Origin of the sequence: Pandoraea sp. E26, from assembly GCF_000681415.1 — a bacterium.
GTDB classification, from domain to species: domain Bacteria; phylum Pseudomonadota; class Gammaproteobacteria; order Burkholderiales; family Burkholderiaceae; genus Pandoraea; species Pandoraea pnomenusa.
In genome coordinates this window covers 19,277-43,256 of record NZ_AYXJ01000012.1, presented here as the reverse complement: position 1 = coordinate 43,256, position 23,980 = coordinate 19,277, and the positions used below count along the sequence as shown (strand labels likewise).

Sequence of the window (23,980 nt, the reverse complement as noted above, 5' to 3'; positions counted from 1 at the left end):
GGCGCACGAATTCCGGTGCGCTCGGATCTTGCGGGGCGAGGGCCATGTTGCAGTTGACTCCAAGGTATGTGGCCGACGACTGACGTCGGCCTTAAGCGGGTTCGGGCAGGCGCCAGGCATCGCCAGGCACCCGCGGTTTGAATGGTGCTGTATTTCAGCGTGTCAGGGCGGCGTTGACCGGTGCGCCGGATTCAGCCCCGGCAGACTCGGAAATCGGTTCGTAGGGCAGGGCGCCGTCGAGGACTTTGTGCGCTCTTGCGAAGTCGACGTCTTTTTCCCACGCGGCCACGACGAGCGTTGCCACGCAGTTGCCGAGCAGGTTGGTGATGGCCCGCGCAATGCCGACGAACCAGTCCACGGGCAGGATCAACACGAGCCCGATCACCGGAATGGCCGGAATGGCAGTCAATGTCGCCGCGAGAATGACGATGGCCGATCCGGGAATGCCATGCGCGCCCTTGGACGTGAGCAGCGACACGAGCACGACGAGAATGAGGTCGTGGATCGACAGCGGGGTGTTGGTCGCCTGCGCAATGAAGATGACCGCCAGGGTGAGGTAGATGGAGAACCCGTCGAGGTTGAAGGAGTAACCGGTTGGCACGACGAGGCCCACGGTCGATTTCTTGATCCCCATCCATTCGAGCTTGCGCATGATGGTCGGCAACACGGCATCGGACGACGCGGTACCCAGCACGATGGACAGCTCTTCACGGAAGTATTTGATGAACTTGAAGATGTTGAAGCCCGCCAGACGCAACACACCCCCCAGTACGACGGTGACGAAGACGAAGCAGCTCAGGTAGAACACGAGGACGAGCATGCCCAACTGTTTGAGCGACGCCGCGCCGTATTTGCCGGTGGTGAATGCCACCGCCCCCAGCACGCCCAACGGCGCCAGCCGGATGATGAACGCCATCACGCGAAAGAAGACATGGCTTAGGTCGTCGATGAAGCGCGCGACGGGACGGCCGCGCTCGCCGATGGCCGCAAGTGCGCAACCGAACATCACGGAAAACACGAGGATCTGCAGGATGTCGCCCTTGGCAAAGGCGTCGGTGATGGTGTCGGGAATGATCTTCAACAGGAAGCCCGCAGTGTCTTTGAGGCTCTTCGCATTCTCGGTGTACGCGGACATGGCGCTCGGATCGAGGCTGTGAATGTCGATGTTCATGCCCACGCCCGGACGCGTGACCCACGCAAGCACGGCGCCAATCACGAGCGCGAAGGTGGTGATGATCTCGAAGTACAACACGGCCTTGACGCCCACCCGGCCGACTTTACGCAAATCGCCCGCGCTCGCCATGCCACTCACCACCACGCAGAAGACGATGGGGCCGATGACCATCTTGATCAATTTCAGAAAGCCGTCGCCCAAGGGGCGCAATGACTCTCCCAACTGCGGAAACCATATGCCGAGCGCCACACCAACGATCAACGCTATGACAACTCGGCCAAACAACGAACGAAACAGCTTGGGCATGGTTTTGTCTCCTCTGCCTGCGCAAATCACTCTCTCGGATTTCGCGATTTCTACGTCTGACGGACTGCTCTCGGGGGGCTGGCTCTGTGCATCTACCGCATCGATGAGCGCTGCGCACTCATCCACCACTTTCCAGTGTAGTTAAACACGTCATACCGGTCTGACCAGTGGTGTTATGGCGAATATTAGAAAGTCAATATAGTGAGGTCAAGGTGAGTCTTGTGAGGGGATTCCCTAGGACGGGGTGATGCGCCAGGGCCGACTTCACCGGTAGCGACGATCCGCTCGAAAGCCTTTGTTTTGTCAGGCGAATCCGGGGGCATTCGGTGTGAACTTCACTTTCCGCCCTTCGGTCGCACTGGTATCGGGCACGTGGTTCGGGGCAGACGGATCCTCGGGTGGCGTGCACGGATTTCCCCAAACCGACGAAGCAGGGAGGCGCCATGCGGATGAAGGACACGGTGGTTCTGGTCACCGGCAGCGGGCAGGGTATCGGGCGCGCGATCGCGATCCGGCTGGCCCAGGAGGGCGCGCGGCTGGTGATCGAGGACCGGCTGGACAATGCGATGGCCGAGCAGACACTCGATTTCGTGCGCAAGGCCGGCAGCGACGGCTGCGTGATCGCGGGAGATGTGGGCAGTGTCGCCGACGACCGCGCGGTGATCGAGCAGGCGGTCGAGGCTATGGGCCGCGTGGACGTGTTGGTCAATAACGCCGGTGTGGAACGCCGCGCCCCGTTCCTGGAGGTAACGGAGGACGATTACGACCTGGTGATGGACGTGAATCTGAAGGGGGCGTTTTTTGTGACGCAGGCGTTTGTGAAGCATCTCCGGGACACGAAGCGCGGCGGGCGCATCGTCAACGTGAGCTCGGTTCATGAGGAGCTGCCGTTTCCGCATTTCGCCAGCTACTGCGCAAGCAAGGGCGGCATGAAGATGATGATGCGCAACCTTGCCATCGAACTCGCCCCGCTCGGCATTGCCATCAATAACGTGGCCCCGGGCGCGGTGGGCACGCCGATCAATCAGCACCTGCTCGCGAACAAGGCCCAGCTCGATGCGCTGGTGGCGAACATTCCCCTCGGACGCCTGGCGGATCCCAGCGAGGTGGCCAACGCGGTATTGTTCCTCGCCTCGCCGGAGGCAAGCTATATCACCGGCACGACTCTGTTCATCGACGGCGGCCTGCTCTGGAATTATTCGGAGCAATGACGATGACGGACACCGCTCAACGCACGCTCGCACGGGGCGGCATGACGCCGGATGTCGCGCACTCGGCGCCGTCGGACGTGCTCACGCCTGCCGACCGATATCAGGAACTGTTCGTCGCCGTGCAGACGCAACGCATCTTTCCCGACAGCAAGACGTTCGTCGATTGCGTTCCTTCGCTGGCTCCGGAGGAGGTGCTGCGCCGCTATCGGGAAAGCGCGCAAGTGCCCGGCTTCGATCTGTCACGCTTCGTGGCCACGTATTTCACGCTGGAGCGCACACCGCCAAGCCATTATGTGTCGGCGCCGGGGCAGGCACTGGTACCCCACATCGACGGTCTGTGGGACGTGCTTACGCGCGAGCCGGAAGCCCACCCGGCGTGCAGTTCGCTGTTGCCGTTGCCTCGTGCCTATGTGGTGCCCGGCGGACGCTTTCACGAGCTCTATTACTGGGATTCGTATTTCACGATGCTCGGACTCGCCAGCAGCGGCCGCCATGACCTGCTGGTGAGCATGGCCGACAATTTCTCGTTTCTCATCGACACCTATGGCCACATTCCGAATGGCAATCGCACCTATTACCTCAGCCGTTCGCAACCGCCGATGTACGGCCTGATGGTCGAACTTTTCGAGTCGCACGGCGTGGACCGCGCCCTGCGCTATCTGCCGCATCTGCGACGTGAGTACGAGTACTGGATGGACGGCGAGGCGTCGCTCGCACCCGGCGACGCCCGGCGTCATGTCGTGCGCATGCCCGACGGTGCCTGCCTGAACCGCTATTGGGACGAGCGCGATACGCCACGCGAGGAGGGCTATCTGGAGGACGTGAATACGGCGCTGCATGCCCCGCACCGACCCGCCGGCGAGGTGTATCGCGATCTCCGCGCAGGCGCGGCGTCGGGCTGGGACTTCAGTTCGCGCTGGCTCGATGACGTCAATGACCTCTCGTCGATCCGCACCACGGCTATCGTCCCCGTGGACCTGAACAGCTTTCTGTACGCCTCGGAACGCCAACTGGCCTGCCTCGCCCAGGCCGCCGGCGACTCGCAGGCCGCACACGCGTTCGCCGCCCGCGCACTGGCCCGGCGCGATGCGATGACCCGCTACCTCTGGAGCGACGAGGTTGGCGCCTTCCTCGACTATGACTGGCAGCGCGGGCAACGCCGAACTTGCCTGAGCGCGGCCGCGGCCACCCCGCTCTTCGTCGGGCTGGCCTCGCCGGCGCAGGCGCAACGCACGGCCGACACGCTGCGCGACCATCTGATCGCCGCCGGCGGTCTGCGCACGACCCAGGCGTCGAGTTTGCAACAGTGGGACCCGCCCAACGGCTGGGCCCCGTTGCAATGGATCGCCATCCATGGCCTTCGCAAGTACGGCGAGCAAGCCCTGGCGAGGGATATCGCCCACCGCTGGCTCTCGACCGTCAGCGCCCTGTATGTCCGTGAGAGCAAGCTCGTGGAAAAGTACTCGCTGCATACGAGCGACGCCATGTGCGCGAGCGGCGGGGGCGGCGGCGAGTATCCGCTGCAGGACGGCTTCGGCTGGACCAACGGCGTGGTGAGACGCCTGCTCGGCGATCATCCGGAACACGACGCGCATCAGGCGACGGCGCAAGGCCGCACGCCAGGCAATTGATCCGGCAAATGGTCGGGGCCGCGCAGGCGTGTCCGGCAAGGCGCGCGCGGAAACGGCTGTCGGGCTTCCGGGCGCCCGGCAGGCTGGCACCGGACCGATATTTGGCGTCGTACAATGCGCCTTACGAATCCCCGCATTCCCAGTGAGGCCTCATGAAGCATTCGGCGCATGCCGTAACCGACGCCGCCGTCGCCACTATCCGCGAGCGCATCGAACGCCAGGTTTATCCCGCCGGCGCGATGCTGCCCTCGCAGCGCCAGCTCGCCGAAGAGCTGGCGATCAGTCGCGCCTCGCTGCGCGAGGCGCTCTCGACGCTCGAAGCGCTCGGGATGGTCGCGATCCGCCCCGGCAAAGGGGTGTACGTGAACGACGCTTCGGCACGGGTCGGCGTCGCCTGGCGCTTCGCCGACCAGATCTCGCTCGCCGATACTTACCAACTGCGCTTTGCCCTGGAAGGCTTCTCGACCCGGCTTGCCGCCCACGCCGCCAGTGCCGACGAGATCGACTGGCTCACGGACAATGTCGAGTCGATGAAGGCCGCCCTGATCGAGGGCGATGTGGATACCGCCGCCCAGCTGGACTTCGCTTTTCACCTGCGTATCGTGGGGCTGGCCGGCAACGGCGCCATCGCAGACATTTTGCGCGGCAGCACTGACATCGTCATGGAGAGCCAGCGCCTGCCGTTCTATCAGCGCGAACTCGTGCTTTCCACCTATCATGAACATCTGGAGATCCTGAACGCCCTGCGACGACGCGATGGCGCCGCCGCCGGGGCCGCGATGGAACGCCATATCGTGCTGGCAGCCCAGCGAGCGGGCATTCATTTTCCTATCCCCTCTGCGTATTCGTCGCCCGACACCTTGCCCCCTCGTGAGAACGCAGAGCGTACTGGTGCCCCACACGTTCAGCTTTGAGATGCATCGGTTTTGCGCTATACTTTAAAGGTTTTAGTCATTTAACCCTCACCCTAGCGCCTACCCGCCTGACATCTCGTCCGCAGTCCGAGCATCCGCTGTGCGCATATTTCGCGCAATTCCGGTGCCCGCGCTGATGTCATCGCGAGCGGACGATGGGGCTGGCAGCCGGGGTGAACCCTTCAGGAGTTTCCCGTGCTGCCGTCATTCCCACCCGCCATTCTCGCGCTCGCTGACGGCACGGTCTTTCGTGGGTACGCCATCGGCGCTGCCGGTCACACCATCGGTGAAGTGGTCTTCAATACGGCCATTACCGGCTACCAGGAAATCCTCACCGACCCCAGCTATGCGCGCCAGATCGTCACGCTGACGTATCCGCACATCGGCAACACGGGCGTCAACGGTGAAGACGTCGAAGCCACGAAAGTCCATGCCGCCGGCCTGATCATCAAGGATCTCCCGATCCTCGACTCGAATTTCCGCGCCAACAAGACGCTCTCGCAATATCTGAAGGATGAAGGCGTCGTTGCCATCGCCGGCATTGATACGCGCCGCCTGACCCGTATCCTGCGCGACAAGGGTGCCCAGAACGGTTGCATCCTCGCAGGAGAAGAGGCGGACGAAGCCAAGGCCATCGCCCTCGCACAGTCGTTCCCGGGACTGGCCGGCATGGACCTCGCCAAGGTCGTCTCGACCACGGAACAGTATTCGTGGACGCAAACGGAATGGACGCTCGAGGAAGGCTACGGCGAACTGAAGCACCCGAAATTCCACGTGGTCGCGCTCGATTACGGCGTCAAGCGCAACATCCTGCGCATGCTGGCCGAACGCGGCTGCAAGGTCACCGTCCTGCCCGCCCAAAGCTCGGCTGACGAGGTGTTCGCCCTCAACCCGGACGGCGTATTCCTCTCGAACGGCCCCGGTGACCCGGAGCCGTGCGATTACGCCATTGCCGCCACCAAGACCTTCCTCGAGCGACGCATCCCGACGTTCGGTATCTGCCTCGGCCACCAGATCATGGGCCTGGCCGTCGGCGCCAGGACGCTCAAGATGAAGACCGGCCACCACGGCGCCAACCATCCGGTGAAGGATCTGGCAACCGGCCGCGTGGTCATCACGTCGCAAAACCACGGTTTCGCTGTCGATGCAAACAGCCTGCCCGCCAACGCCCGCGTGTCGCACGTGTCGCTGTTCGACGGCACGCTGCAAGGCTTCGAGCTGACGGACCGCCCGGCCTTCTGTTTCCAGGGCCACCCGGAAGCGTCGCCCGGCCCGCACGACATCGGCTATCTGTTCGACCGCTTCGTGCAGTCGATGGCCGACGCCAAGCAGCCGGCGTAAGGCACGGCGACGACGAACAACGGACAAGGAATCACGTCACATGCTCGGAACCTCGATCGGCATCGTCAACCTCTGGACCTATCTGGCCGGGGTGGTGGTGATCATTCTGCTGCCGGGACCGAACTCGCTGTATGTGCTGTCGGTGGCCGCGCAGCGCGGCGTGCGCCAGGGCTATGCGGGGGCGTGCGGCGTGTTCCTGGGCGACACGATCCTCATGACGCTGTCGGCCGCGGGCGTGGCCTCGCTGCTGCACGCCCAACCGGCACTCTTCTTCGTAGTGAAGTACCTCGGCGCCGCCTATCTTTGCTGGATGGGCCTGAACATGCTGCGCGGCGCGCTCGCGAATGCGCGGGCCGCACGGGCCAGCGCCGCGGCGTCGGTCGCCGCGCCGAAGCACGTCGACGCGGATCACCCGTTCAAGCGCGCGCTGTTCATCAGCCTGCTGAATCCCAAGGCGATCCTGTTCTGCGTGTCGTTCTTCATCCAGTTCGTCGATCCGGGCTACGCCCACCCCGCCGTGTCGTTCGCGGTGCTGGGCGCGATCGTGCAGACCTGCAGTTTCCTGTACCTGAGCACGCTGATCCTGGCCGGTTACCGCCTGGCCGAGCACTTCCGGCAACGTCGCCGGTTGAGCGCCGGGGCAACCGGCGGCGTGGGCGCGCTGTTCGTTGGCTTCGGTGTGAAGCTGGCGACCGCGACGCTGAGTTAAATTTTTGTTGAGAACGTTATGCCAAAGCGCACAGACATCAAGAGCATCCTCATCATCGGCGCCGGCCCGATCATCATCGGTCAGGCATGCGAGTTCGATTATTCCGGCGCACAGGCCTGCAAGGCCCTGCGCGAGGAAGGCTACAAGGTCATTCTGATCAACAGCAACCCGGCCACGATCATGACCGACCCGGATACGGCCGATGTGACCTACATCGAACCGATCACGTGGGAAGTCGTCGAGCGCATCATCGCCAAGGAGCGCCCGGACGCGATCCTGCCGACGATGGGCGGCCAGACCGCGCTGAACTGCGCGCTCGACCTGCACCGCCACGGCGTGCTCGACAAGTACAAGGTGGAACTCATCGGCGCGTCGCCCGAAGCCATCGACAAGGCCGAAGACCGCCAGAAGTTCAAGGACGCGATGACCAAGATCGGTCTCGGTTCGGCCAAGTCGGGCATCGCCCACTCGATGGAAGACGCCCTGGCCGTGCAGGCGCAGATCACGGCCGAGACCGGCGGCAGCGGCTATCCGATGGTGATCCGTCCGTCGTTCACGCTCGGCGGCTCGGGCGGCGGCATTGCCTACAACCGCGAGGAATTCGAAGAGATCTGCAAGCGCGGTCTCGACCTCTCGCCCACGCGCGAACTCCTCATCGAGGAGTCGCTGCTCGGCTGGAAGGAGTTCGAGATGGAGGTCGTGCGCGATCGCGCCGATAACTGCATCATCGTCTGCTCGATCGAAAACCTCGACCCGATGGGCGTGCACACCGGCGACTCGATTACCGTCGCCCCCGCGCAAACGCTCACCGACAAGGAATACCAGTTGCTGCGCAACGCGTCGCTCGCCGTATTGCGCGAGATCGGCGTGGAGACGGGCGGCTCGAATGTCCAGTTCTCGATCAACCCGAAGGACGGCCGCATGGTCGTCATCGAGATGAACCCCCGCGTGTCGCGCTCGTCGGCACTGGCCTCGAAGGCCACCGGGTTCCCGATCGCGAAGGTCGCCGCCAAGCTTGCCGTGGGCTATACGCTCGACGAACTGCGCAACGAAATCACTGGCGGCGCCACGCCGGCTTCGTTCGAGCCGACCATCGACTATGTCGTGACCAAGGTGCCCCGTTTCGCCTTCGAGAAGTTCCGCGAAGCCGACGCCCGCCTGACCACGCAGATGAAGTCGGTCGGGGAAGTGATGGCCATGGGCCGCACGTTCCAGGAATCGTTCCAGAAGGCCATGCGCGGTCTGGAAGTCGGCGTGGACGGTCTGGACGAGAAGTCGACCGATCGCGACGAGATCGTGGCCGAAATCGGTGAACCGGGCCCGGACCGCATCTGGTACGTCGGCGACGCGTTCCGCATCGGCATGAGCCTCGAGGAGGTCTACGCCGAGACGGCCATCGACCCGTGGTTCCTCGCCCAGCTCGAAGACATCGTCAAGAAGGAAAAGGCGCTCGCCGGCCGCACGCTGGAGAGCCTGTCGACCGAAGAACTGCGCTTCCTGAAGCAAAGCGGTTTCTCCGATCGCCGCCTGGCCAAGCTGCTGGATACCGACCAGACCGCCGTGCGCCGCGCGCGCATCGCGCAGAAGGTGCGCCCGGTCTACAAGCGCGTGGACACGTGCGCGGCCGAATTCTCGACCAATACCGCTTACATGTACTCGACCTATGAGGAAGAGTGCGAAGCCCAGCCGACCAACAAGAAGAAGATCATGGTGCTTGGCGGCGGCCCGAACCGGATCGGTCAGGGCATCGAGTTCGATTACTGCTGCGTGCACGCGGCGCTCGCGCTGCGCGAGGACGGGTACGAGACCATCATGGTCAACTGCAACCCGGAAACGGTGTCGACGGACTACGACACGTCCGATCGTCTGTACTTCGAACCGGTGACGCTCGAGGACGTGCTGGAAATCGTCGACCTCGAGAAGCCGGCCGGCGTGATCGTGCAGTACGGCGGTCAGACGCCGCTGAAGCTCGCCCTCGATCTCGAGGCGAACGGCGTGCCCATCGTCGGCACCAGCCCGGACATGATCGATGCCGCGGAAGACCGCGAGCGTTTCCAGAAGCTGCTCAACGACCTCGGTCTGCGTCAGCCGCCCAACCGCACGGCGCGCGCCGAGGACGAAGCCCTGAAGCTGGCCTCGGAAATCGGCTATCCCCTGGTCGTGCGTCCTTCGTACGTGCTGGGTGGCCGCGCGATGGAAATCGTTCACGAGCCGCGTGACCTCGAGCGCTACATGCGCGAAGCCGTCAAGGTGAGCAACGATAGCCCCGTGCTGCTCGACCGCTTCCTGGACGACGCCATCGAATGCGACGTCGACTGCATCTCGGACGGTACCGACGTGTATATCGGCGGCGTGATGGAGCACATCGAACAGGCCGGCGTGCACTCGGGCGACTCGGCCTGCTCGCTGCCGCCGTACTCGCTGTCGGCCGAAACGGTCGCCGAACTCAAGCGCCAGACGGCCGCGATGGCCAGGGCGCTCAACGTGATCGGCCTGATGAACGTGCAGTTCGCGATTCAGCAGGGCAATGGCGTGGACACGATCTATGTGCTCGAAGTGAACCCGCGCGCCTCGCGTACGGTGCCGTACGTCTCGAAGGCCACCGGCCGTCAGCTGGCCAAGATCGCCGCGCGCGCCATGGTCGGCCAGTCGCTCACGTCGCAGAACGTGACGACCGAGGTCGTGCCGCCATATTTCAGCGTGAAGGAAGCGGTGTTCCCGTTCGTGAAGTTCCCGGGGGTCGACCCGGTGCTCGGACCGGAAATGCGCTCGACCGGCGAAGTGATGGGCGTGGGCCGCACGTTCGGCGAAGCGCTCTTCAAGTCGCAACTGGCGGCCGGCTCGCGCCTGCCGGCCTCGGGCACGGTGCTGCTCACTGTCAAGGACGCCGACAAGCCGCGTGCCGTCGAGGTCGCCCGCATGCTGCACGCGCTGGGTTACCCGATCGTGGCAACGCGCGGGACCGCGGCGGCGATCGAAGACGCCGGCATCCCGGTGCGCGTGGTCAACAAGGTGAAGGATGGCCGTCCGCACATCGTCGACATGATCAAGAACGGCGAAATCGCGCTGGTATTCACCACGGTGGATGAAACGCGCACGGCCATCGCCGACTCGCGCTCGATCCGCATGTCGGCGCAGGCACACAAGGTCACGTACTACACGACCATCTCGGGCGCCCGCGCCGCGGTGGAAGGCCTGAAATACCTGCAGAACCTCGAGGTCTACGATCTCCAGGGGCTTCACGCCTCGCTGCCGAACTGAGGAAGTCAGGTTTGCCCGGCTGAGCGGGCCATCGCCCGGCCGCCCTGCGGGGCGCCGGGCGATGACGCGAAATATGGCGCGCCCGATGGGGAACCGATCTCCGCCGGGCGCGCCAAACGCTTCATGGATGGCGCGATGTCGTCCGGCGAACCCTCGGGGTCGCGCCGTCGGCAACTCTGCTACACTAATGCCATACAGGTGTCACAGCCGCGGTCGAGCGGCGTTCGCGAAAAGTGCGAATGCGGCTTTGCTGCGGCAATTTTTTTGTCTTTTGGAATAACGCGCATGAGTACCATTCCTCTGACCAAACGGGGCGCCGAGCTGCTCAAGAATGAGCTGCACCGCCTGAAGACCGTCGAACGTCCGAACGTGATCACTGCGATTGCCGAAGCCCGTGCGCAGGGTGATCTGTCGGAAAATGCGGAATACGACGCCGCCAAGGAAAAGCAGGGCTTCATCGAAGGGCGCATCGCCGAACTCGAGTCGAAGCTCTCGGCGGCCCAAATCATCGACCCCGCGGCGCTCGACGCCGAAGGCCGCGTGGTGTTCGCCGCCACCGTCGAACTCGAAGACCTCGACAACGGCGGCACGGTCCTGTATCAGATCGTCGGCGACGATGAAGCCGACCTGGAGCACGGCAAGATCTCGGTGAGTTCGCCGATCGCACGTGCGCTCATCGGCAAGTACGCAGGCGATGTGGCCGAAGTGCAGGCCCCGAGCGGCGTGCGTGAGTACGAGATCATCGATGTCCGCTACGTCTGATGTGACGTCTGCCGGCGGCTCGCCCAGGCTGGAACGGTTGTTCCGGCTGGTGGCAACGCTCTGGTGCGGGAGTCAGTGGGCGATTGGTTATGTCGTCGCGCCCACGCTTTTTGCGGTGCTCGAATCACGCACCGTGGCCGGAACGGTCGCAGGCCGGCTATTCCACACGCAGGCCTGGTTGAGCCTGGTTTGCGGGGCGCTACTGGTCTGGCTGGCTACGGCGCTCATCGCCCGTACGCCCGATGCCACGGCCGCGCGCAGCTATCGAACGCTTCGCTGGTTGGCGGTGGCGATGATGGTCTGCGTGCTGATCGCTTCGTTTGGCCTGCAGCCGTTCATGGCGGATTTGCGTGCGCAGGCGGAAGCCGCGGGCGTGGAAATCGGTCAGTCGGCTTTCGCCGCCCGATTCGGCATGCTTCACGGCATTTCGAGCGGAATTTACCTGCTGCAAAGTCTGTTGGGGATCGTGCTGATCTGGCGTCAGCCAGTACGCGGCTGATTGTCGCAGGCGTGGGTGGCCGGGCCGGATGGAACGCTCGGCGGCTCCGTCAAGGCGCGTCGAACACCGTCGCCCACGAAAAAACGCGCCCGACATTGTCCGGGCGCGTTCTTTTAGGCAAACGCCACAAAGCGGAAGCGGCGATCAGTCGTTGCGCTGACGCTTGACGCTGGTCTGGCGCTTCTTGGCCTTCTTGACGATGCCGCCGGCAGTCATGCGTTCGTTGCCGCGAACGGTCACTTTCTTGACCGTCGGGCGTCGCCCGGCGTTGGTGCTGTGCTTGACGACTGTCACAGTGCGGGGGGCGCGGCCCTTGACCGTGGCTCCGGTTCCGCCGGATTTGGCGCGAACCGGGGCTTCGGCGGTTTCGTCGGGCGTGGGACGGTACAGGACCAGCAGTTTGCCGATGTGTTGCACCGGCGCGGCACCGAGTTGGTCGCAAATGGTGTCGTAAATCGCCACGCGCGTGTCGCGTTCGTCGCCGAACACGCGCACCTTGATCAGTTCGTGGGCCTTGAGGGCGCCGTCGATTTCCTTGAGCACCGCCGGCGTCAAGCCGTCGGCGCCGATCAGAACGACGGGATTCAGCGCATGGGCGGCGGAGCGCAAGTCGGCGCGTTGCGCCGGGGTCAGGGTCAAAGCGGGCATAGAAAACAGACGAGACAAACGAGTTAGGATGCGCCCGCGAGCGCTGGTGAGGCGTCTGCCGCACGGCAGGCCGCTCCACGCATTTTTGGGCGCGCAAGGGCGTATTATCCTGCAAATTGCAGCGTTTTCGAAGAATCATGGCAAAAAACCGTTTCAGTCACGCGTGGCTGCACGATCACATCAACGATCCCTACGTCAAAATGGCGCAGCGCGAGGGCTATCGCGCCCGCGCAGCCTATAAACTCAAGGAAATCGACGAACAGGACCGGCTCATCAAGCCGGGGCAGGTGATTGTCGACCTGGGGTCGACACCCGGCAGTTGGAGTCAATACGCGCGCAACAAGCTCGCCAAGGGCAATCGGGTCGACGGCGGTATCGACGGCACGATCATCGCGCTCGATATCTTGCCGATGGAGCCGATCGCCGACGTCCATTTCCTGCAGGGCGACTTCCGGGAAGACAGCGTCCTCGAGCAACTCGAGGAAATCGTTGCCGGGCGCAAAGTCGACCTTGTAGTTTCGGATATGGCCCCCAACTTGTCGGGAGTGGCGTCGGCCGACGCCGCGCGAATCGAGCATTTATGCGATCTGGCGCTCGATTTCGCTCAACGACACCTGAAACCGGAGGGCGCGCTGCTGGTCAAATGTTTTCACGGCAGCGGCTATAGCCAGATCGTCGAGAAATTCAAACAACAGTTCAAAACCGTGGCGCCGCGCAAGCCGAAGGCGTCTCGAGACAAATCTTCCGAAACGTTCATCCTCGGACGGGGTTTGAAAAAACCGGCTTGATGCCCGTCAAACCGGCGCACTGGCGCTATGGTGGCGGTAGAGAATCACTATGGCGGTGTGCCTGCGAGTGGATTAGAATGAATTCCTGGCGCGAAGCGATTTCATGAAGGAGCAACGCTTTGAACAATAATATGTTTTCCAAAGCGGCGGTGTGGTTAGTCATCGCGCTGGTCTTGTTTACTGTTTTTAAACAGTTCGACAAGCCGCACGTCCAGGAGGGCGTGACGTACTCCCAGTTCATGGACGATGCCAAGAACGGCAAGATCAAGAACGTGGTGGTGCAGGGCCGCAGCCTTCAGGTCACGCCCAGCGACGGTCAGAAGTACACCATCGTGTCGCCCGGCGACATCTGGATGGTGGGCGATCTCATGAAGTACGGTGTTCAGGTCTCGGGCAAGGCCGACGACGAACCGAACGTGCTCATGTCCGCGCTTTACTACCTCGGACCAACGCTGCTGATCATCGGCTTCTGGTTCTACATGATGCGGCAGATGCAGGGCGGGGGTAAGGGCGGCGCCTTTTCCTTCGGTAAATCCCGTGCGCGCCTCATCGACGAGAATGCCAATCCGGTCACCTTTGCCGACGTCGCGGGCTGCGACGAAGCCAAGTACGAGGTCGGCGAGCTGGTCGACTTCCTGAAGGATCCGCAGAAATTCCAGAAGCTGGGCGGGCGTATTCCACGCGGCGTGCTGCTCGTCGGGCCGCCGGGAACCGGTAAGACGCTGCTGGCACGCGCCATCGCGGGCGAAGCCAAGGTGCCGTTCTTCAGCATTTCGGGTTCTGACTTCGTGGAAATGTTCGTCGGCGTGGGCGCGGCCCGTGTGCGCGACATGTTCGAAAACGCCAAGAAGCAGTCGCCGTGTATCGTGTTCATCGACGAAATCGACGCGGTCGGTCGCCATCGTGGCGCCGGCATGGGCGGCGGTAATGACGAACGCGAGCAGACGCTGAACCAGATGCTCGTCGAAATGGACGGCTTCGAAGCGAATTCGGGCGTGATCGTGATCGCGGCGACCAACCGTTCGGACGTGCTGGACAAGGCGCTGCTGCGTCCGGGGCGCTTCGACCGTCAGGTCTACGTCGGTTTGCCGGATATCCGCGGTCGCGAGCAGATCCTGAAGGTGCACCTGCGCAAGGTGCCGATTGCGAACGACGTCGACGCATCGGTCATCGCACGTGGCACGCCGGGCATGTCGGGCGCCGATCTGGCCAACCTCGTGAACGAAGCGGCATTGTTTGCGGCGCGTCGTAACAAGCGCATCGTCGAGATGCTCGACTTCGAAGACGCGAAGGACAAGATTTTCATGGGTCCCGAGCGCAAGTCGGCGGTCATGCGCGACGAGGAACGCCGTGCCACGGCCTACCACGAGTCGGGTCACGCGGTGGTGGCGATGCTTCTGCCGGGGGCCGATCCGGTCCACAAGGTCACGATCATTCCGCGTGGATGGGCGCTGGGTCTGACGATGCAGTTGCCGGAACACGACAAGTATTCGGAGTATCGCGACACCATGCTCACGCAGATCGCGATCCTGTTTGGCGGTCGTGCGGCCGAGGAAGTCTTCATCAACAAGATGTCGACGGGGGCATCGAACGACTTCGAGCGCGCGACCAAGCTGGCGCGCGACATGGTGACCCGCTACGGCATGTCGGACGCCCTGGGCCCGATGGTCTACGTCGACACGGAGCAGGATTCGGTGTTCGGCCGGATGTCCGCCAAGTCGGTGTCGGAAGCCACGCAGCAAAAGGTCGATGCGGAAGTGCGTCGTATTCTCGACGAGCAGTACGCGCTGGCCAAGAAGCTGCTGGAAGACAACCGCGAGAAGGTCGAGTCGATGACGCAGGCGCTCATGGAGTGGGAAACCATCGACGGCGAGCAGATCAACGACATCATGGACGGCCGTCCGCCGCGCCCGCCGAAGAGCGGCCCGTCGAACGGTGGTGCTTCGGGCGGCAACTCGCCGCTCAAGCCGAGCAACACCCCGGCAACCGTGTGATCGGTTGCCGCGACGGACGAAAGCACGTCGTTTCAGAGAAGGCCGGCAGACCGCCGGCCTTTTTGTATTTTCCGGGCGGCATCGGAGGGCGGTCGCAGCGCGCCCTGGCCGATCGGCATATGGGCGTGATCGAGTGTTTCCGAGTGTTTCCGCGGTCGATACGCAGGGTGAATCCGGTAACATTACGGCCATAAGCGATGCCCGCCTTGCGGGCGCGTGGGTCCGCTCCTCCCGAACGGGCCACCACACAGGTTTTTCTGAGCCACGAGCTGTCGAATGTCCACTGAGCAGTCGAAATCCGCGCCTTCCGCCTCGATGCCCGCCGACGATATCGTCGCGCCTGCCGATGCCCTCCACACCCCGGCCAGTCCCGCCACATTGGCGCTGGGCCCCCGTTTCCGGCTCGATGCCAGCCGTGTCCACGTGATGGGCATCCTGAATGTGACGCCCGATTCGTTTTCCGACGGCGGCAAGTTCGTGGCGCGCGACGCGGCGCTGCGCCATGCCGAGCAACTGATTTCTGACGGGGCGGATATCCTCGACATCGGCGGTGAGTCGACCCGTCCGGGGGCCGAGGCATTGCCGGAGGACGCCGAACTCGAGCGCGTCGTACCGATCGTCGAGGCATTGCGCGATTGCGGCGTGCCGCTTTCGATCGACACCTACAAGCCGGGCGTAATGCGCGCCGTGCTGGCCGCCGGCGCGGACATGATCAACGACATCTGGGGCTTCCAGCAGCCCGGTGCGATCGAGGCGGTACGCGACAGCGAGGCAGCGCTGTGCATCATGCACATGTTGCACGATCCGAAAACGATGCAGGATGCGCCCATCTACACCGATGTGGTGACCGAAGTCGCGGCCTTCCTGGATGGCCGGGTCGACGCGATGCTCTCGGCCGGTGTTGCGCCGACGCGTCTGTATCTCGATCCGGGATTCGGTTTTGGCAAGAATCTCGCCCATAATCTCGCCTTGCTCAAGCATCTGCGGGTGCTCTCGCGCGACGGCCTGCCATTGCTCGTGGGCATGTCGCGCAAAAGAATGCTCGGCGAAATCACCGGACGCGCCCTGCCGCTGGAGCGCCGCACGGCGAGTGTGGCGGCCGCGCTGTGCGCTGCCCAGCAGGGCGCTGCTGTCGTGCGGGTGCACGATGTGGCGGAGACCGTCGATGCCCTGAAGGTATGGCAGGCGGTGCGCGACGCCGAGTAGGCGTATGGCAGGCCGGGCCAGACGTCGGCCGGGGACCGAGTGGGGACGCATGTCGTCGAAAATATCGCCACCCCGCTCGCGCTCGAACGACGAGCAAGACACAGAATGAAAGACGCGCACGTCCGGCCCACCACGGGGCGAGGGCGTGACGCCTCACCTGGGAACGAAGCAAGATGAAACGACGCTATTTTGGGACGGACGGTGTTCGCGGCACCGTGGGCGAAAGCCCGATCACGCCGGAGTTCGTGCTGCGGCTCGGCTATGCGGCCGGGCGCGTGCTGGCCGGCAATCAGACGATGGGCCGGCCGACGGTGTTGATCGGCAAGGACACCCGGGTCTCGGGTTACATGCTCGAAGCCGCGCTGGAAGCCGGGTTCGCGGCCGCCGGCGTCGATACGATGATGGCGGGCCCCATGCCCACGCCCGCGGTCGCCTACCTGACCCGCGCACTGCGCCTGGCGGCGGGCGTCGTCATCAGCGCCTCGCACAATCCGTATCACGACAACGGTATCAAGTTCTTCTCGGCCGACGGCAACAAACTGCCGGACCAGACCGAACTGTCGATCGAGGCGGAGCTCGGCAATCCGATGTCCTGCGTGCGCTCCGAGCAGCTAGGCAAGGCGCGTCGCCTGGACGACGCCGCCGGCCGCTACATCGAGTTCTGCAAGAGCACCTTCCCGAACGATTTCGACCTGCGTGGCATGAAAATCGTGGTCGACTGCGCCAACGGTGCGGCGTATCACATCGCGCCGCACGTTTTTCACGAACTGGGCGCGGAAGTCATCGCGATCGGCAATCAGCCGAACGGTTTCAACATCAACGAAGACTGCGGCGCGACCGCCCCGGATGCACTCATGCGCGCAGTGCGGGCGAACCATGCCGACATTGGCGTGGCGCTCGACGGCGACGCTGACCGCCTGCAGATCGTCGACGGTGCAGGACGTTTGTACAACGGCGACGAGCTGTTGTATCTGCTCGTCAAGGATCGTCTGGACAACGGCGGCGTGCCCGGTGCCGTGGGCACACTGATGACCAACATGGCCGTCGAAGTGGCGCTCAAGGGCCTGGGGGTGCCGTTCGTGCGCGCCAAGGTCGGCGATCGCTACGTGCTCGAGCAACTGCACAAGCATGGCTGGCAGCTCGGTGCGGAAGGCTCGGGGCACATCCTGTGTCTGGACAAGCACACCACGGGCGACGGCATCGTCTCGGCGCTGCAGGTGCTCGCGGCGATCCGTCGCGCGGACAACAAGCCGCTGGCCCGGCTGCTCGACGGTGTGCGCCTGTTCCCGCAACACATGATCAACGTTCGCACGATACCCGGTTACGACTGGCAGGCCGACGCGCGTCTTGCCGCCGAACGCGACGCCGTCGAGGCAAAGCTCGGCGACGCGGGCCGTGTGCTGATTCGCGCATCCGGCACCGAACCGGTGCTGCGCGTGATGGTCGAGGCGCGCGACGAGTCGCAGGCCACGTCGTTGGCCCAGCATCTGGCGAACGTCGTGAAGGCGGCCGCTTAATGCCCTGTCGGAACAGCGCCATGACGTCATAACGCGTCGCCCGGCCGGCCCTCAGGCCGACACCCGGCGGCGGTCGCCGACCATTCGCGGTCGGTCTGCCGGTGCCTTGCGCGATATCATTCGCCCCGATCGTTCCCGCCGGTCAATCCCGGCGCAAAAGCCGTCACGGTTCGTGGCGGCTTTTGTCGTTTCCGGGGCGCCGAAAACGCCTTTCGCGCGCCACCACACCATCCAATCATGGGAATTACGGGGCATTGCGCCATCCGTTTGTGACAGTCTTCGTGACGGTTGTCGGCGAATTTCCGACATCGATTCGTCACGGTCATGGCGGGGTCCCGGCGCCTAAAAGTGCGCGGCAGGCGTGCCGGATGGTCGCCGAAATCTACCGAAACCCGCGCCAGTCAACGATCTTGTGCACCGCCAGAGCGGTGTGGAAGCTGCATGCAATGTGTCGATGGGAAGACGGCTTCGTGACACTTTGATGGTGGGCTTTCGAATGTGACACATTACTGTCACATTCGGAATCTATGCTTCGAGCCATCCACACGCTGTACCACACCAACTCGGAGAGATCCATGAAGCTGATGAAGACTGCGATTGCCGGCCTGGCTGGCGTTCTGTTTGCCGCGGGCGCGATTGCGGGCGAGATTACGGGTGCCGGCAGCACGTTCGCCGCTCCGATCTACACGAAGTGGGCCGACGCCTACCAGAAGGCGACCCAGAACAAGGTGAACTACCAGGGTATCGGTTCCTCGGGCGGCATCAAGCAGATCCAGGCCAAGACCGTCGATTTCGCTGGCTCGGACGCCCCGCTGACCGATGAAGAACTCGCCAAGCAGGGCCTGTTCCAGTTCCCGACCGTGGTCGGCGGCATCGTGCCGGTCATCAACGTGCCGGGTGTGAAGGCTGGCGAGCTGGTCCTGTCGGGCGAAGTGCTGGGCGACATCTACCTGGGCAAGATCAAGAAGTGGAACGATCCGGCCATCGCCAAGCTGAACCCGAAGGTCAAGCTGCCGGATACCGACATCGCCGTGGTTCGCCGCGCCGACGGTTCGGGCACGAGCTTCGTGTTCACGAACTACCTGTCGAAGGTCAACGCCGAGTGGAAGAGCAAGGTCGGCGAAGGCACCACGGTCAACTGGCCTACCGGTACGGGTGGCAAGGGTAACGACGGCGTTGCCGCCTTCGTGCAACGTCTGCCGGGCGCCATCGGTTATGTCGAATCGGCCTACGCCAAGCAGAACAAGCTCACGCACACGGCACTCGTGAATGCCGACGGCAAGACGGTCGAGCCGGATGCCAAGACGTTCGCGGCCGCGGCCGGCAAGGCAGAGTGGTCGAAGACGTTCTACCAGATCCTGACCAACGAGAAGGGTGCCGATTCGTGGCCGATCGTGGCGGCGACGTTCGTTCTGGTGCACCAGAAGGCTGACGCGGGCAAGGAAGCGCAAAGCGCCGACGTACTCAAGTTCTTCGACTGGTCGTTCAAGAACGGCGTGAACACGGCGAAGGAGCTGGACTACATCCCGCTGCCGGAAGCCGTGCTCAAGCAGATCCGTGCCGGCTGGAAGGCAAAGGTTGCCGAATCGGCCGCCAAGGCCGGTATCTAACGCGCCTTGCAGGCATCGGGCAATGCAAGGCTGCGTTGCCCGTGACCACAAAACCGGCAATATCCGCGCCGCCTGTTCCGAAGCCCGGACTCTGATCCGGCACCGGCCGGCGGCGCGCTCACGCTGAGACGACATCATGGCAGAAGCCACCAGCCCCCTCGCAACGCCGGGCGCGCAGCGCGCCCCGTCTTCCGTTGGCGACTTTCTCTTCGCGCTGCTGGCACGCGCGGCCGCGTTCATCACGCTGCTCCTGCTCGGTGGCATCATCGTGTCGCTGATCGTGAGCGCAATGCCGTCGATCGAGAAGTTCGGCTTCGCCTTTCTGTGGACGAAGGAGTGGGATCCACCCGCGGAGCAATTCGGCGCGCTCGTCCCCATCTACGGCACGATCGTCACGTCGGTGATCGCGCTCATCATTGCGGTGCCGGTGAGCTTCGGTATCGCACTTTTCCTGACGGAACTCTCGCCCGTGTGGCTGCGCCGCCCGCTGGGCACCGCCATCGAGCTGCTCGCGGCCATCCCGAGCATCGTCTACGGTATGTGGGGCCTGCTGATCTTCGCCCCGATCTTCAGCCAGTACTTCCAGAAGCCGCTGCAATCGCTGCTCGGCAATGTGCCGGTCATCGGCGCGCTCTTCCAGGGTCCGCCGCTGGGCATCGGTATCCTGCCGGCCGGCGTCATCCTCGCGATCATGATCATTCCGTACATCGCCTCGGTCATGCGCGACGTGTTCGAAGTCACGCCCGTGCTGCTCAAGGAATCGGCGTACGGCATCGGCTGCACGACCTGGGAAGTGATGTGGCGAGTGGTGCTGCCCTTCACGAAAACCGGCGTCATCGGCGGCATCATGCTCGGCCTGGGCCGGGCGCTCGGCGAGACCATGGCCGTCACCTTCGTGATCGGCAACACGAACCTGCTCGACAACGTGTCGCTGTATTCGCCGGGCAACAGCATTACCTCGGCGCTGGCCAACGAATTCGCCGAAGCCGGGCCGGGCCTGCACACCTCGGCGCTCATGGAGCTCGGCCTGATTCTCTTCTTCATCACCTTTGTGGTGCTGGCGCTGTCCAAGCTCATGCTGCTGCGCCTCGAGAAAAGCGAAGGTAAATAATGACCCAACAAGCGCTCGAACTGGAAACGCCCGACGTGAAGCCCACCGACGCCTTTACCCGCGTGCGGCTCCAGGCCTACCGCCGCCGCAAGAATATTTTCGCGATCGCCATGTCGCTCGCGGCGATGGCCTTCGGCCTGCTCTGGTTGCTGTGGATTCTCTACACGACCCTCTCGCTGGGTGTCGGCGGCCTGTCGCTGTCGCTGTTCACCGAGATGACGCCGCCGCCGAATACCGCCGGCGGGGGGCTGGCCAACGCCATCGCGGGCAGCCTCGTGATGGTCGGCATGGCCACGCTGTTGGGCACCCCGCTGGGCATCCTCGCGGGCGTGTACCTCGCGGAATACGGACAGAAGTCCTGGCTCGCGAGCCTCACCCGCTTCATCAATGACATTCTGCTCTCTGCGCCGTCGATCGTGATCGGCCTGTTCGTGTATGCGCTGGTCGTGGCCAAGATGGGGCACTTCTCGGCGTGGGCCGGCATCGTGGCGCTGGCGCTGCTGCAGATCCCGATCGTGATCCGCACGACCGAGAACATGCTCAAGCTGGTGCCGAACAACCTGCGCGAGGCCGCCTTCGCGCTGGGCACGCCGAAGTGGCGCATCATCGTGAAGATCACGCTGAAGGCCTCGATCGCCGGCATCGTGACGGGGGTGCTGCTGGCCGTGGCGCGCATTGCGGGCGAGACCGCGCCGCTGCTCTTCACCGCGCTGTCGAATCAGTTCTGGTCGATGAACCTGAACCAGCCGATGGCCAACTTGCCGGTCACGATCTTCAAATTTGCCATGAGCCCGTTTGCGGAGTGGCAGGCGCTTGCCTGGGCGGGGGTGTTCATCATCACCCTCGGGGTGCTGTTCCTGAACATTCTGGCGCGCACGCTGTTTGCCAGGAAGTGACCGGCGAATCGAGCGACGCGAAACGACACCTCCCGACACGACGCCTACATGACGGTTGAGACCAACATGACGAACCCGACCCAAGAAATCAAGCTGCCCTCGAAGATCGAAGTCAAGAACCTGAACTTCTTCTACGACAAGTACCACGCGCTCAAGAACATCAACCTGCGCATTCCCGATCGCAAGGTCACGGCCTTCATCGGCCCGTCGGGTTGCGGCAAGTCGACGCTGCTGCGCACGTTCAACAAGATGTACGCCCTGTATCCGGAGCAGCGCGCCGAGGGCGAGATCAACATGGACGGCGAGAACCTGCTCACCAGCAAGCAGGACATCGCGCTGCTGCGCGCCAAGGTCGGCATGGTGTTCCAGAAGCCGACCCCGTTCCCGATGTCCATCTACGACAACATCGCGTTCGGCGTGCGCCTGTTCGAGAAGCTCTCGCGCTCGGAAATGGACGACCGTGTCGAGTGGGCGCTGACCAAGGCGGCGCTGTGGAGCGAAGTCAAGGACAAGCTGCAACAGTCGGGGTACGGGCTCTCGGGCGGCCAGCAACAGCGTCTGTGCATCGCGCGCGGCATCGCCATTCGTCCGGAAGTGCTCCTGCTCGACGAGCCGTGCTCAGCGCTCGACCCGATCTCGACCGGTCGTATCGAAGAGCTGATCGCCGAGCTCAAGGACGACTACACCGTGGTGATCGTCACGCACAACATGCAGCAGGCCGCGCGTTGCTCGGACTTCACGGCCTACATGTATCTGGGCGAGCTGATCGAATTCGGCGAGACCGAGAAGATATTCATCAAGCCGGATCGCAAAGAGACCGAAGACTACATCACCGGCCGTTTCGGTTGATGCCCACGAGGAAATCAGCGACATGAACGACAAACACCTTTCCAGCCAGTTCGACTCCGACCTCAATCAGGTTTGCTCGCGCGTCCTCGAAATGGGCGGCCTGGTCGAATCGCAGATCGTGACGGCCATGCAGGCGCTCAACACGTTCGATCGCGCGCTCGTGGACGAAGTGATCGCCACCGAGCAGCGGCTGAACACGATGGAAGTCGAGATCGACGAGGAGTGCAGCAAGATCATCGCCCGCCGACAGCCGACCGCGCGCGATCTTCGTCTGCTGCTCTCGATCTCCAAGACGATCACCAACCTGGAGCGCGCCGGCGACGAAGCCGAGAAGATCGCCAAGCGCACGCGCCATCTGCTCGAGGACGGCGCCGCGCAGAGCGTGAATTTTGCCGAGATCAAGCTCTCGGGCGAGATGGCGGCTCAATTGCTGCGCCGCACGCTCGACGCGTTTGCCCGCCTGGACATCGTCGCCGCGGCAGAGATCGTGCGCGACGACAAGGCGATCGACAATGAGTTTCGTGGCTTCGTGCGAAAATTGGTCACGTACATGATGGAAGACCCGCGGACCATTTCGGCGGGCCTGGATTTCCTGTTCATCGCCAAGGCCGTCGAGCGCATCGGCGACCACGCGAAGAACATCGCGGAGTTCATCATCTACATTGTCAAGGGCACCGACGTCCGGCACATTTCGCGCGAAGATCTGCAGCGCAAAGTGCAAGGCGAGTAAAGCCAGACATCACCGAAGGTTTGAGAGGAACCGATGCCCAGCAGCATTCTGATCGTGGAAGACGAGCCGGCGATTTCCGAGCTGATCTCCGTTAATCTGCAACACGCGGGTCATTATCCGATCCGGGCGTACAACGCGGAGCAGGCGCTCACGTTGATCAGTGACGTCCTGCCGGATCTGGTGCTGCTGGACTGGATGCTGCCCGGCAAGTCGGGGGTGACGTTCGCGCGTGAGCTGCGTGCGAACGAGCGCACCAAGCACGTGCCGATCATCATGCTCACGGCGCGCAGCGAAGAGCAGGACAAGGTAATGGGCCTCGAGATCGGCGCGGACGACTACGTCACCAAGCCGTTCTCGCCGAAGGAGCTGATGGCGCGCATCAAGGCCGTGCTTCGCCGGCGTGCGCCGCAGCTCACCGAGGACGTGGTGAGCGTGAACGGCCTGAAGCTCGACCCGGCAACCCACCGCGTCACGAGCCACCAGGCCGGCGGCGACAGCATCAAACTGGACCTCGGGCCCACGGAGTTCCGGTTGCTGCACTTCTTCATGACGCACCCCGAGCGCGTGCACAGCCGCTCGCAGTTGCTCGACCAGGTGTGGGGCGACCACGTGTTCGTCGAGGAGCGCACGGTCGACGTGCACATCAAGCGTTTGCGCGCCGCGCTCAAGCCGGCGGGCCACGATGCTATGATCGAGACGGTGCGCGGCAGCGGCTATCGCCTGACGAAGTCCGTCTGACGGACCGAACCGAGCCTGCGCACCGCGCGCCCGGCGGCCGACGCCTGCCGGGCCAAGGCCGCTCTCGTCCGGTGGCGCCGGGCGG

The 23,980-nt window shown here is 63.7% G+C and carries 20 protein-coding genes; 18 read left to right on the top strand and 2 right to left on the bottom strand.

Going from position 1 to position 23,980, the window contains the following annotated elements; translation table 11 throughout:
* Window positions 1-154: 154 nt before the first annotated feature.
* Window positions 155-1,480, bottom strand: a complete 1,326-nt coding sequence (locus W930_RS0109470) for a C4-dicarboxylate transporter DctA (protein WP_023595175.1) — start codon at window positions 1,478-1,480, stop codon at window positions 155-157.
* A gap of 443 nt (window positions 1,481-1,923) precedes the next feature.
* Between W930_RS0109470 and W930_RS0109465 the strand changes: the two genes are divergently transcribed.
* The 8 genes from W930_RS0109465 to W930_RS0109430 all read left to right on the top strand — a co-directional run bounded on the left by W930_RS0109465 (window position 1,924) and on the right by W930_RS0109430 (window position 11,808).
* Entirely contained in the window at window positions 1,924-2,691 is a 768-nt protein-coding gene (locus W930_RS0109465) for an SDR family NAD(P)-dependent oxidoreductase (protein ID WP_023871795.1), read from the top strand.
* Complete coding sequence (gene treF, locus W930_RS0109460) at window positions 2,688-4,322, top strand: alpha,alpha-trehalase TreF (RefSeq protein ID WP_023871794.1); 1,635 nt, start codon at window positions 2,688-2,690, stop codon at window positions 4,320-4,322. Before W930_RS0109465 ends, treF begins: the two co-directional genes overlap by 4 nt.
* A 152-nt stretch (window positions 4,323-4,474) precedes the next feature.
* Window positions 4,475-5,236: a FadR/GntR family transcriptional regulator gene (locus tag W930_RS0109455; protein ID WP_023871793.1), complete on the top strand. Its 762-nt coding sequence runs from the start codon at window positions 4,475-4,477 to the stop codon at window positions 5,234-5,236.
* 195 nt (window positions 5,237-5,431) lie between these two features.
* Window positions 5,432-6,577: a glutamine-hydrolyzing carbamoyl-phosphate synthase small subunit gene (gene carA, locus W930_RS0109450; protein WP_023871792.1), complete on the top strand. Its 1,146-nt coding sequence runs from the start codon at window positions 5,432-5,434 to the stop codon at window positions 6,575-6,577.
* Window positions 6,578-6,617: 40 nt separating this feature from the next.
* A complete protein-coding gene (gene leuE / locus W930_RS0109445) occupies window positions 6,618-7,286 on the top strand; it encodes a leucine efflux protein LeuE (RefSeq protein WP_023871791.1) in 669 nt (222 codons plus the stop codon).
* A gap of 18 nt (window positions 7,287-7,304) precedes the next feature.
* Window positions 7,305-10,547 (top strand): carbamoyl-phosphate synthase large subunit, encoded by a 3,243-nt coding sequence (carB, locus tag W930_RS0109440; RefSeq protein WP_023871790.1) that lies wholly within the window; start codon window positions 7,305-7,307, stop codon window positions 10,545-10,547.
* 285 nt (window positions 10,548-10,832) lie between these two features.
* Complete coding sequence (greA, locus tag W930_RS0109435; protein WP_023595182.1) at window positions 10,833-11,309, top strand: transcription elongation factor GreA; 477 nt, start codon at window positions 10,833-10,835, stop codon at window positions 11,307-11,309.
* Window positions 11,293-11,808, top strand: coding sequence for a DUF4149 domain-containing protein (locus tag W930_RS0109430; protein ID WP_051399205.1), 516 nt, complete (start codon window positions 11,293-11,295; stop codon window positions 11,806-11,808). The genes greA and W930_RS0109430 overlap by 17 nt, the downstream gene beginning before the upstream one ends.
* Window positions 11,809-11,952: 144 nt before the next feature.
* Here W930_RS0109430 and yhbY read toward each other — a convergent pair whose 3' ends face one another.
* Complete coding sequence (gene yhbY / locus W930_RS0109425; protein WP_023595184.1) at window positions 11,953-12,456, bottom strand: ribosome assembly RNA-binding protein YhbY; 504 nt, start codon at window positions 12,454-12,456, stop codon at window positions 11,953-11,955.
* A gap of 137 nt (window positions 12,457-12,593) precedes the next feature.
* On the opposite strand from yhbY, the gene W930_RS0109420 reads away from it, so the two are divergent.
* The 10 genes from W930_RS0109420 (at window position 12,594) to phoB (ending at window position 23,895) form a co-directional block, all read left to right on the top strand.
* Window positions 12,594-13,244, top strand: coding sequence for an RlmE family RNA methyltransferase (locus W930_RS0109420; RefSeq protein ID WP_023595185.1), 651 nt, complete (start codon window positions 12,594-12,596; stop codon window positions 13,242-13,244).
* 119 nt (window positions 13,245-13,363) lie between these two features.
* Window positions 13,364-15,238 carry an ATP-dependent zinc metalloprotease FtsH gene (ftsH, locus tag W930_RS0109415; RefSeq protein ID WP_023871788.1) on the top strand — a complete coding sequence of 625 codons (1,875 nt, stop codon included), beginning with the start codon at window positions 13,364-13,366 and terminating at the stop codon, window positions 15,236-15,238.
* Window positions 15,239-15,553: 315 nt separating this feature from the next.
* On the top strand, window positions 15,554-16,444 hold the full coding sequence (folP, locus tag W930_RS26790; RefSeq protein ID WP_024788457.1) for a dihydropteroate synthase: 891 nt from the start codon (window positions 15,554-15,556) through the stop codon (window positions 16,442-16,444).
* Between the two features lie 173 nt (window positions 16,445-16,617).
* Window positions 16,618-17,961 carry a phosphoglucosamine mutase gene (gene glmM / locus W930_RS0109405; RefSeq protein WP_023871787.1) on the top strand — a complete coding sequence of 448 codons (1,344 nt, stop codon included), beginning with the start codon at window positions 16,618-16,620 and terminating at the stop codon, window positions 17,959-17,961.
* Between the two features lie 575 nt (window positions 17,962-18,536).
* Window positions 18,537-19,571, top strand: a complete 1,035-nt coding sequence (gene pstS, locus W930_RS0109400) for a phosphate ABC transporter substrate-binding protein PstS (RefSeq protein WP_023595189.1) — start codon at window positions 18,537-18,539, stop codon at window positions 19,569-19,571.
* Window positions 19,572-19,707: 136 nt separating this feature from the next.
* On the top strand, window positions 19,708-20,682 hold the full coding sequence (pstC, locus tag W930_RS0109395) for a phosphate ABC transporter permease PstC (RefSeq protein ID WP_023871786.1): 975 nt from the start codon (window positions 19,708-19,710) through the stop codon (window positions 20,680-20,682).
* Window positions 20,682-21,578 (top strand): phosphate ABC transporter permease PstA, encoded by an 897-nt coding sequence (gene pstA / locus W930_RS0109390; protein WP_023871785.1) that lies wholly within the window; start codon window positions 20,682-20,684, stop codon window positions 21,576-21,578. Before pstC ends, pstA begins: the two co-directional genes overlap by 1 nt.
* A gap of 66 nt (window positions 21,579-21,644) precedes the next feature.
* The gene (gene pstB, locus W930_RS0109385; RefSeq protein ID WP_023595192.1) at window positions 21,645-22,427 is read left to right on the top strand and encodes a phosphate ABC transporter ATP-binding protein PstB; all 783 of its coding nucleotides are present in this window, start codon (window positions 21,645-21,647) and stop codon (window positions 22,425-22,427) included.
* Between the two features lie 22 nt (window positions 22,428-22,449).
* Window positions 22,450-23,157, top strand: coding sequence for a phosphate signaling complex protein PhoU (phoU, locus tag W930_RS0109380; RefSeq protein WP_023595193.1), 708 nt, complete (start codon window positions 22,450-22,452; stop codon window positions 23,155-23,157).
* A gap of 33 nt (window positions 23,158-23,190) precedes the next feature.
* Window positions 23,191-23,895, top strand: a complete 705-nt coding sequence (gene phoB, locus W930_RS0109375; RefSeq protein ID WP_023595194.1) for a phosphate regulon transcriptional regulator PhoB — start codon at window positions 23,191-23,193, stop codon at window positions 23,893-23,895.
* Window positions 23,896-23,980 lie beyond the last annotated feature (85 nt).